This is a genomic window from Azoarcus taiwanensis, from assembly GCF_012910885.1.
GTDB lineage: Bacteria > Pseudomonadota > Gammaproteobacteria > Burkholderiales > Rhodocyclaceae > Azoarcus_F > Azoarcus_F taiwanensis.
Genome location: NZ_WTVM01000139.1, coordinates 1 through 9,596 on the forward strand (window position 1 = coordinate 1; position 9,596 = coordinate 9,596).

Annotated in this window: 9 protein-coding genes; 3 read left to right on the forward strand and 6 right to left on the reverse strand. The window is 62.5% G+C overall.

The genetic code is table 11. The features are described 5' to 3' along the window. Both kdsA and pyrG read right to left on the reverse strand, forming a co-directional pair. Positions 1 to 730 (reverse strand): 3-deoxy-8-phosphooctulonate synthase (kdsA, locus tag GPA21_RS16855; protein WP_168989278.1); only part of this gene is annotated, 730 nt, incomplete at its 3' end. A 13-nt stretch (positions 731 to 743) separates the two neighbouring features. After that, on the reverse strand, positions 744 to 2,372 hold the full coding sequence (pyrG, locus tag GPA21_RS16860; RefSeq protein ID WP_168989279.1) for a CTP synthase: 1,629 nt from the start codon (positions 2,370 to 2,372) through the stop codon (positions 744 to 746). Positions 2,373 to 2,528: 156 nt separating this feature from the next. Between pyrG and GPA21_RS16865 the strand changes: the two genes are divergently transcribed. Continuing rightward, positions 2,529 to 3,332, forward strand: a complete 804-nt coding sequence (locus GPA21_RS16865) for a hypothetical protein (protein ID WP_168989280.1) — start codon at positions 2,529 to 2,531, stop codon at positions 3,330 to 3,332. Here the strand turns inward: GPA21_RS16865 and GPA21_RS16870 are convergent. After that, a complete protein-coding gene (locus tag GPA21_RS16870; protein WP_168989281.1) occupies positions 3,302 to 4,135 on the reverse strand; it encodes an alpha/beta hydrolase in 834 nt (277 codons plus the stop codon). The two genes, GPA21_RS16865 and GPA21_RS16870, sit on opposite strands and share 31 nt — an antisense overlap. Before the next feature lie 63 nt (positions 4,136 to 4,198). On the opposite strand from GPA21_RS16870, the gene dinB reads away from it, so the two are divergent. Beyond that, positions 4,199 to 5,347 (forward strand): DNA polymerase IV, encoded by a 1,149-nt coding sequence (gene dinB / locus GPA21_RS16875; RefSeq protein WP_168989282.1) that lies wholly within the window; start codon positions 4,199 to 4,201, stop codon positions 5,345 to 5,347. On the opposite strand, the gene GPA21_RS16880 is transcribed toward dinB, so the two are convergent. Genes GPA21_RS16880 through GPA21_RS16890 form a run of 3 tightly spaced genes read right to left on the reverse strand, consistent with a single transcriptional unit; the run spans position 5,337 to position 8,310 of the window. Further along, a complete protein-coding gene (locus tag GPA21_RS16880) occupies positions 5,337 to 5,879 on the reverse strand; it encodes an isochorismatase family protein (protein WP_168989283.1) in 543 nt (180 codons plus the stop codon). The genes dinB and GPA21_RS16880 overlap by 11 nt on opposite strands. 11 nt (positions 5,880 to 5,890) lie before the next feature. Beyond that, positions 5,891 to 7,855: an acetoacetate--CoA ligase gene (locus GPA21_RS16885; RefSeq protein ID WP_168989284.1), complete on the reverse strand. Its 1,965-nt coding sequence runs from the start codon at positions 7,853 to 7,855 to the stop codon at positions 5,891 to 5,893. Positions 7,856 to 7,899: 44 nt separating this feature from the next. Beyond that, a complete protein-coding gene (locus GPA21_RS16890) occupies positions 7,900 to 8,310 on the reverse strand; it encodes an acyl-CoA thioesterase (protein WP_168989285.1) in 411 nt (136 codons plus the stop codon). Between the two features lie 296 nt (positions 8,311 to 8,606). Between GPA21_RS16890 and GPA21_RS16895 the strand changes: the two genes are divergently transcribed. Further along, the coding region (locus GPA21_RS16895) for an NAD(P)/FAD-dependent oxidoreductase (RefSeq protein WP_168989286.1) at positions 8,607 to 9,596 on the forward strand (990 nt) is incomplete at its 3' end.

Here is a 9,596-nt window from a genome sequence, read left to right on the forward strand (position 1 = left end):
ACATCGCGTTCTCGGGGTCGGGGTGAGACTCCATGAAGAGCCCGGCCACCCCGGCCGCAACCGCGGCACGCGCCAACACGGGCACGAACTCACGCTGACCACCGGACGAGGTGCCCTGCCCGCCCGGCAACTGCACCGAATGGGTCGCGTCGAACACCACCGGGCAGCCTGTCTCGCGCATGATCGCAAGACTACGCATGTCGGAGACCAGATTGTTGTAACCGAAGGAAACGCCACGCTCGCACACCATGATGGTGTCGGCGCCACCGGCGGCCTCTCGCGCCTTGGCAACGACCTGTTTCATGTCGCCCGGCGCGAGGAACTGTCCCTTCTTGATGTTGACCGGTTTGCCCGAAGCGGCGACCGCATGTATGAAGTCAGTCTGGCGACACAGAAAGGCCGGCGTCTGCAACACGTCGACCACCGCGGCTACCACCGGCACCTCTTCGACGGTATGCACATCGGTGAGCACCGGGACACCGACCTTGTCGCGCACCTCGGCGAGGATCTCCAGGCCCTTCTCCATGCCGAGCCCCCGATAGGACTTGCCCGAACTGCGGTTGGCCTTGTCGTACGACGACTTGTAGATGAACGGAATGCCGAGTTCGCCGCAGATGTCGCGCAGACGCGTGGCAGTATCGAACGCCATCTCTCGCGATTCGATGACACACGGCCCCGAAATCAGGAAGAAGGGCTTGTCGAGCCCGACCTCGAATCCACACAGCTTCATCGGCTTACCCTCGTCAGTTGCCCGTCTTGCGCGCCAACGCTGCCCGCACGAAGGCGGTGAACAGCGGGTGACCCTTGCGCGGGTTGGAGGTGAATTCCGGATGGAACTGACACCCCACGAACCACGGATGATCAGCCAGTTCGACCATTTCGCACAGACCGGTTCCCTCGGCTCGACCCGAGACTCGAAGCCCCTTGTCCTCGAGCGAAGGCAGCAAGGCGTTGTTCACTTCATAACGGTGACGATGGCGCTCGATGACCTCCGGCATGCCATAGATGTCCCTCGCAAGCGAACCCTCGGCAAGATGACAGAGCTGCCCGCCCAGGCGCATGGTGCCGCCGAGGTCAGAATCGGCAGAACGCTTTTCGACCTTGCCGGTGCGATCCTGCCATTCGGTGATCAGGCCGATCACCGGATGCTCGGTGGCGGTATCGAACTCGGTCGAGTGTGCGCCGGCCAGACCCGCGACATTGCGTGCAAACTCGACGACCGCAAGCTGCATGCCGAGACAGATGCCCAGGTAAGGCACCTTGTTCTCGCGGGCGAACCGGATCGCCGCGATCTTGCCCTCGGTGCCGCGCTTGCCGAAGCCCCCGGGCACGAGGATGGCGTCCATCTTTTCCAGTACGCCACAGCCGTCGCGCTCGATGTCTTCGGAATCGATGTAGTGGATATTCACCTTGGACTCGGTGTGCATCCCGGCATGATTCAAGGCCTCGATCAGAGACTTGTAGGATTCCGTGAGGTCGACATACTTGCCGACAAAGGCCAGGTTGACCGCAGCCTTCGGATTTTCCAGCGCATGAATGAGGCGCTCCCACACGCTGAGATCCGCTGCGCGCGCAAGAATGCCAAGCTTGTGGCAAACGATCTCGTCGAGCATCTGGTTGTGCAGCATGCCCGGGATCTTGTAGATCGAATCGGCATCGAGGCACTCGATTACCGCTTCCGGCATCACGTTGCAGAACAGCGCGATCTTCCGCCGCTCGTCGGCGGGGATCTCGCGGTCAGCACGACACAACAGAATGTCGGGCTGGATACCGATCTCGCGCAGCTCCTTGACCGAGTGCTGAGTAGGCTTGGTCTTGAGCTCGCCCGCGGTCGGGATATAGGGCAACAGCGTCAAATGCATGAAGCAGGTGCGGTTGCGCCCTTCCTCGAAGCCCATCTGGCGGATGGCTTCGAGAAACGGCAGCGACTCGATGTCACCCACGGTGCCGCCGACTTCGACGATCGCGACGTCGGCACCTTCGGCGCCACGCTTGACGAACTGCTTGATCTCGTCGGTGATGTGCGGAATAACCTGGACCGTCTTGCCCAGATACTCGCCACGGCGCTCCTTCTTGATCACCGACTCATAGATCTGGCCGGTGGTGAAGTTGTTGCGCTTGCTCATCTTGGCGCTGGTGAAGCGCTCGTAGTGACCCAGATCGAGGTCGGTTTCTGCCCCGTCCTCGGTGACGAACACCTCGCCGTGCTGGAACGGGCTCATCGTGCCCGGGTCGACGTTGATGTAAGGGTCGAGCTTGAGGTGTGTCACGCGGATCCCGCGCGACTCCAGAATGGCGCCAAGCGAGGCCGCCGCGATGCCCTTGCCCAGAGAGGACACGACACCGCCGGTAACGAAGACGTATTTGGTCATGGAAAAAGCAGATGCGGGAAAGCGCGATAATAACCGATGTGATCCGCCCTCAGGAAGCGGGGGTCTGTGCGTTGCCAGTTTCCGCCCCTGCCTCGACCTGCATGCAAACAAGCTAAACCACTGAATTCAATAACGAGTTTCAAGCGATAGGACACAATGACCGAGACGAGCGCCCGCCCCAGGTTGTTCTGCGCAACGATGCTGCTGGTCGCCGCCTATGTAGTCGGACTGCTCGCGGCCATGCTGCTCTGGCCCGCCCTGCCTCAGGACCCCGCCTACCACGCCTTCGCCAGCCGCACCTCACCCGGAATCGACCTGGCCAACGTGCTGACCAATGTCACCTATCTGCTGGCAGGCTCCCTCGGGTGGATTGTCATCGGACGTGGGGCGCTCTTCGAATCCGGTTTCGAGCGCCTTCTCGCACGAATCTTCTTCGCCGCCCTCTTCGCCACCGGCCTGGGTTCGGCCTGGTATCACCATGCGCCTGACAACCTCAGCCTGTTCTGGGACCGCCTTCCGCTGAGTGTCGTACTGGTGAGCGTGACCGCGCTGATGATCGCCGAACGAACCCATGTGGATCGCGCAGGCAGTGCCCTGGTCGTCGTGTGGTTATTCGTCGGCCCCCTCGCGGTGATCTACTGGCACCTGACCGAAACGTTCGCCACCGGCGACCTGCGTCCCTATCTGGCGCTGCACGCCATGCTCATCGTCGTGCCGCCGCTCGCCTTTCTGCTGCCGGCTCGCTACACACATACCAAGGGCTACCTGATCGCGCTGACGCTCTATCTGTTCGGCTACCTTGGCGACCGGCTCGACCACCAGATCTACGCGCTGACCGGCGAATTCGTCAGCGGCCACAACATCAAGCATGTGGCCACCGGCGCCGCTGCCGCGATGGTTGCCTGGACCATGAGCAAGCGGCAGCCGATTCAATCGAGCGCAGCGGTGAGCGGCAGATAGCGGTCGAGAAAATCCTCCAACCCGCGCTCATACTCGGTCCGGCTGCGAATGAATCCGTCGTTATGACCACCCTGAATCGTCAGCAGATAGCGAGGTTCCGGCGCAGCCGCAAACACTGCCTCACCATGGGCGAAGGGCACAATCTCGTCCTGCCGGCTGTGCACGACGAGCACCGGTGACTTGAAGCGCGCGACTGCCGCGCGGGTGTCGTAGTCGAAGCGCAGCAACCACCGCACCGGCAACCAGGGCATCAGATCGGCGGCGAGGTCCGGGGCGCTGGTGAAGGCCGATTCGAGTATCACTGCTGCCGGCCGCTCCCGCGCTGCAAGCCATGCGGCGATCGCACTACCGAGCGAGCGACCGAAGATCACGATACGCTCCGGCGGCACGCCGCGCGCGTCACGCAGCCAGTCCCAGGCGGCCTGGGCGTCTAGATAAGTACCCTGCTCGGTCGGTCGGCCGTCGCTCTGACCATAGCCGCGATAATCGACAATCAGTACCGAAAGTCCGAGTTCGCGGAAGATCCTGATCGAGTCGATGCGGTGTGAGATGTTGCCCGCATTGCCGTGGAAGAAGAGCAGCACGCCCCGCTCCTTGGGAGCGGGGATCAACCAGGCATGCAGCCGCAACCCATCTTCGGTATCCAGCCAGACATCCTCATACGGCATGCCATGCACCGCAGGCGTGGTCGCCAGCGCGGAGATCGGGAAAAAGATCTGTCGCGACTGCGTCAGGGCCATGAACGCGACGATCGCGCCGTAGCAAATCACTGCCCACAGCAGGAAGTTCAGGAGTGAACGCATGCCCGCTCCCGACGGGCAAGGCATGCCCCCCACCCGACATCGAATCGGTTATCTTCTCCGCGCATGAAACGCCGTATCGCCCACCTCGACATGGATGCATTCTACGCTTCGGTAGAACTGCTCCGTTACCCGCAGCTGCGCGGCCAACCAGTCGTGATCGGCGGGCGTCGCCTCAGCCGACCAGACAACAACGCCCGCGCCGAAGACTTTGCCCGACTGCGCGACTACGCCGGGCGGGGCGTGGTCACCACCGCGACGTACGAGGCGCGCCGATTCGGCATCCATTCCGGCATGGGCATCATGAAAGCGGCGCAGCTCGCGCCCGACGCGATCCTGCTACCGGCCGACTTCGACGCCTACAGACACTATTCACGCCTGTTCAAGGCGGCGGTGGCGCGCGTTGCACCGCTGATCGAGGATCGGGGCATCGATGAGATCTACATCGACCTGAGTGAGCTGCCGGGAGACACTGAAGACATCGCCCGAGACATCAAGCAATCCGTGCGCGAGGCAACCGGGCTGAGTTGCTCCATTGGCGTGTCGCCCAACAAGCTCTTGTCGAAGATCTGCTCCGAACTCGACAAACCGGACGGTCTGACGATTCTGCAGGCGGAAGACATTCAGACCCGGATCTGGCCGCTGCCGGCGAACCGGATCAACGGCATCGGGCCAAAGGCGGCCGACAAGCTCGCAGGTCTCGGCATTCACAGCATTGCTGAACTTGCCGCTGCCGACCTTGGCCTGCTGCAGGCGCACTTCGGCGGCAGCTATGCCGCCTGGCTGCACGCGGCTGCCCACGGACGGGACGAGCGACCCGTGGTCACCAGCTCCGAACCCAAATCGGTGAGTCGCGAAACCACCTTCGAGCGAGACCTTCACCCACGACTGAACCGCAGTGAGCTGAGCCGGATCTTCACCGATTTGTGCATGCGTGTCGCCGATGACCTTGCGCGCAAGAATGTTGCCGGCCGCACGGTCGGCATCAAGCTACGCTACGAGGATTTCCAGACCGTGACACGGGATTCGACCCTGCCCGACCCGGTGATCGACGGCGCGCAGATTCGACGCGCCGCCGGCGAGTGCCTTAGACGCGTGCCGCTCGACAAGCGCATAAGGCTGCTGGGCGTGCGCATCGGCTCGCTGTGCCCCCGAAGCGAAGCGGTGGCAAGCACGGATGCCGCTACCCAGGGGGAGCTGGACTTCAGCGAATGAAGTCGCGCATTACGCCACTGAACATCTCGGTGCCGCCGCGCTGCAGCCATTCGAAAGCGACCATTTCGCGCGAGACGATCTCGATGCCGTGCGCCCGCATGCGCGCATAGGCCAGGTCGCGGTTGGCAGGATCACGCGAGCCGCAGGCGTCGGCGACGATGAACACCTCCTTGCCCGCCCAGCGCAAGCCGAGCGCTGTCTGCTGCACGCAGACATGGGCCTCGGTGCCGCACACGATGATCTGTCTATGGTCTTCAACCGCGGTGCCTTTCAGACAACCGTCGGCTTCAGCCGAGAAGCATTCCTTGCCCACGTATTGAGCGTTCTCGGTGGCGGCGCGCACCGACTCGACGGTACCGCCGATCTTCTGCGGCCAGTGCTCGGTGACGACGATCGGCACGCCGCAGCGCCCGGCCACACCGGCCAGCCAGATGCAGTTGTCGATGACCTTCTGGCCTTCGTGGATGGCCGGTGCAAGGCGGGCCTGCACATCGACGACCAGCAGCACGGACTTTTCACGATTCATCAGCATGGGGTTCTCCTTCAGGTTTTGAGTTCCCTTCGGTTGCGGAAATGCTCGAGGGCTTCCGGATTGGCCAGTGCCTCGACGTTCTTCACCGGTTGCTCGTGCACCACGTTGCGCACTGCAAGCTCCACGATCTTGCCGCTCTTGGTACGGGGAATATCGGCCACCTGCAGCACCTTGGCCGGCACATGGCGCGGCGTGGTGTTGTCACGAATGGTCTGCTTGATCCGCTTGATCAGAACGTCGTCGAGCGCCAGACCTTCACGGAGCTTGACGAACAGCACGACCCGTACGTCGCCCTCCCAGTCCTGGCCGATGACGATGGATTCGACCACCTCATCGAGCTTCTCCACCTGACGATAGATCTCGGCGGTGCCGATGCGCACCCCGCCCGGGTTCAGAGTCGCATCCGAGCGGCCGTAGATGACCAGACCACCATGCTCGGTGACTTCACAGAAGTCGCCATGGCACCAGATGTTGTCGAAGCGTTCGAAATAGGCCGCGCGATACTTGGCGCCGTCGTCATCATTCCAGAAACCGATCGGCATCACCGGGAATGGACGGGTGCACACCAACTCGCCTTTCTCGCGCTCGACCGGCCTGCCATTCTCGTCGAACACTTCCACCGCCATGCCGAGGCCCTTGCACTGAATCTCGCCCCGCCACACCGGCAAAGTCGGATTGCCCAGCACAAAGCAGGAAATGATGTCGGTACCGCCGGAGATGGACGACAGACAAATGTCGGCCTTGATCTCGCGATAGACGTATTCGAAACCCTCGGGCACCAGCGGCGAGCCGGTGCTCATCAGTGCGCGCAAGCTCTCGAGCTTGTGGGTCTCGCGCGGCTTGAGTTCGATCTTGGCGATCGCGTCGATGAACTTGGCCGAGGTGCCGAAGTGGGTCATGCCCTCCGCGTCGGCATAGTCGAACAGGATACGACCCTTGCCGATGAAGGGCGAACCGTCGTAGAGCAGCAGCGTGGCGCCGGCAGCCAGCCCGGATACCAGCCAGTTCCACATCATCCAGCCGCAGGTCGTGAAGTAGAACAAGCGATCGCCAGGCTTCACGTCGCTGTGCAGTCGATGCTCCTTGAGGTGCTGCAACAACGCACCCCCGGCGCAATGCACGATGCACTTGGGCACCCCGGTCGTGCCGGACGAATACATGATGTAGAGGGGATGATCGAAAGGCAGCGGCTCGAACGCGATCTCGGTGACATGATGGTGCGGCTTGAGGAAATCCCCGAGCATTCGCGCGTGGGCTACACCGGCCAGTTCATGGTCATGATGCACATAAGGCACCACGACGACGCGCTGGAGCGAAGGCAAGCGTGCAGTCGCCTCGGCGAGCTTGGCCATGCAATCCACGATTTTGCCGTTGTACCAGTAGCCGTCGACCGCAATCAGCACCTTTGGCTCGGTCTGGCCAAAGCGGTCGAGCACGCCCTGAACGCCGAAGTCCGGCGAGGCAGAGGTGAAGATCGCGCCGATGCTGGCGGTAGCCAGCATTGCGACGATGGTCTCCGGCATGTTCGGCATCCAGGCCGCAACCCGGTCGCCCTTGCCTACACCCATCTCACGCAGCGCAGCGGCAAAACGGGCGACTTCCCGATACAGTTCCCCGTGTGTCACGCGGTTGATGACTTTGTCCTCACCCCAGAACACCAGCGCGTCATGGTCGTCCCGGCTTCGCAGCAGGTTCTGCGCGAAGTTCAACCGGGCATCGGGAAACCAGACGGCACCCGGCATACGGTCGGCGTGAAGCAGCACGGTCTCGCCGCGCTCGCCAATCACTTCGCCGTCGTCCCACACCGAGGTCCAGAACTGCTCGGGCTGACCCACCGACCAGGCGTGCAACGCCGGGTAGTCGGGCAGGCTCAGGCCCCATTTCGCTTCGGCAGTGCGCGCAAAGGCGGTGATGTTGGCCGCGGCAATGCGGTCGGCCGACGGCACCCACAGTGCCTGATCGGGTTGCTGCGTCATGCTTGGTCTCCTCGTTTGCTCTTATTGGCAGTGAATGATGATCGTCAACCGTTGCAGGCAGCCCGCACCGCATCCGGCAACGGCGCGGACTTGCCAGTGGCCATTTCCATCCACACCACCTTGGCCGAGCCCTCTGCGTAAAGGCGATCATCGCCCTCCACGTAGAGCTCGTACCAGGTCATCAGACTGCTGCGGCCCGGTTGCCCCACGTACACCCTTATCTCCACGGTTGCCGGGTAGTTTACCGGGATCAGGAAGGTGCAGTCGGCGCTGATGATCACCGCGCCACTTTCGACGTTAGGGTCGATCGGAAAGCCCATCTTCTCGATCCACTCCACCCGCGCCTGCTCGAAGTAGCGGAAATACACAGTATTGTTGACGTGCCCGTAGGCATCCATGTCTCCCCAGCGCACCGGCATGCGCGTGGTGTAGAGCAACTTGCGTTGTTCGGTCATCGTTTTCCCCACATTGGCGAATTCAGCGGCGACAATGTAACATACGCACCCGTATGTTGTGTCGCATCGCATGCGACCCCTACGACAGCGCTCAATGATAGCGCTGTGGCGCCAGTCAGCATGTTTCGAGAACGTACGCGGTGATCGCGCGAGGCGTTGTTTTGTAGCGGAGCTCGCATACGGAACAAAGACCAAGCGGACCTGCGTGCAATTCGTGAATTATCCGGGCTAGACTGACACGAAATGACAATGCCGTCGGCGGAATCGTCCAGACGGGCACTTCGAGGAGAAACGCGATGGAACGCGAATCCATGGAATTCGATGTACTGATCGTGGGCGGTGGCCCGGCTGGCCTGGCTGCAGCGATCCGGCTGAAGCAGCTCGCTGACGAGAAAGGCGCCGAGTTGTCGATCTGCCTCATCGAAAAAGGTGCCGAAATCGGCGCCCACTCGCTGTCGGGCGCAGTCCTGGATCCCCGTTCGATAGCGGAACTCATACCCGACTGGAAGGACAAGGGCGCGCCAATCCTCACCGAAGTGCGCGAAGATCGCTTCATGTTCCTGTCCGAGAGCGGCGCGCGAACCGTCCCGAACATGTTCCTGCCGGCCTGTTTCCAGAACCACGGCAACTACATCGTCCGCCTCGGTCATCTGGCCAAATGGCTCGGCGAGCAGGCCGAAGCGATGGGCATCGAGATCTACCCCGGCTTTGCCGCTGCCGAAGTGCTCTTCGACGAAACCGGCGCAGTCAAGGGGATCGCCACCGGCGACATGGGCCTTAATCGTGACGGCACGCCCGGCCCGAACCACGAGCCGGGTATGGAGTTGCACGCCCGCTACACCTTGTTCGCCGAGGGCTGTCGCGGCCATCTCGGCAAGATGCTCGAAGAACGCTTCAAGCTGCGCGACGGCGCCGACCCGCAGACCTACGGCATCGGTATCAAGGAGCTGTGGGAGATCAAGCCCGAGCTGCACGAACCCGGTCTCGTCGTGCATACCGCCGGCTGGCCGCTGGAGAGCGACACCTACGGCGGCTCCTTCATGTATCACCTCGAGGACAACCTCGTCGCAATCGGCTTCGTGGTCGGGCTCAATTACACCAACCCCTACCTCTCCCCGTTCGAAGAGTTCCAGCGCTACAAGACCCACCCCGCCATCCGCCGTTACCTCGAAGGCGGCAAGCGCCTGTCCTACGGTGCGCGGGCCCTGTCCGCAGGCGGCCTGCAGTCGCTGCCCAAGACCACCTTCCCCGGCGGCGCGCTGATCGGCGACGACGCCGGTTATCTC